The following is a 255-nucleotide window of genomic DNA, read 5'->3' on the forward strand; positions in this document are numbered from 1 at the left end:
ATAACCCGAAGGTCGTTGGTTCAAATCCGGCCCCCGCAACCAAATGGTCCCGTGGTGTAGCGGTTAACATGCCTGCCTGTCACGCAGGAGATCGCCGGTTCGATCCCGGTCGGGACCGCCATTTTTTTAAAAATATGGGTCAGTAGCTCAGTTGGTAGAGCATTAGATTGAAGCTCTAAGTGTCGGCGGTTCGATTCCGTCCTGACCCACCATATGCGGGTGTAGTTTAATGGTAAAACCTCAGCCTTCCAAGCT

The 255-nt window shown here is 52.2% G+C and carries 2 tRNA genes; both read left to right on the forward strand.

The window, feature by feature from the left end:
* Positions 1–45 precede the first annotated feature (45 nt).
* Positions 46–121 (forward strand) — tRNA-Asp (locus ACVYAD_RS25315).
* Positions 122–136: 15 nt separating this feature from the next.
* Positions 137–212: transfer RNA gene (locus tag ACVYAD_RS25320), tRNA-Phe, on the forward strand.
* Positions 213–255: the final 43 nt, after the last annotated feature.

It is taken from the genome of Lysinibacillus sp. G1-3, from assembly GCF_056322905.1.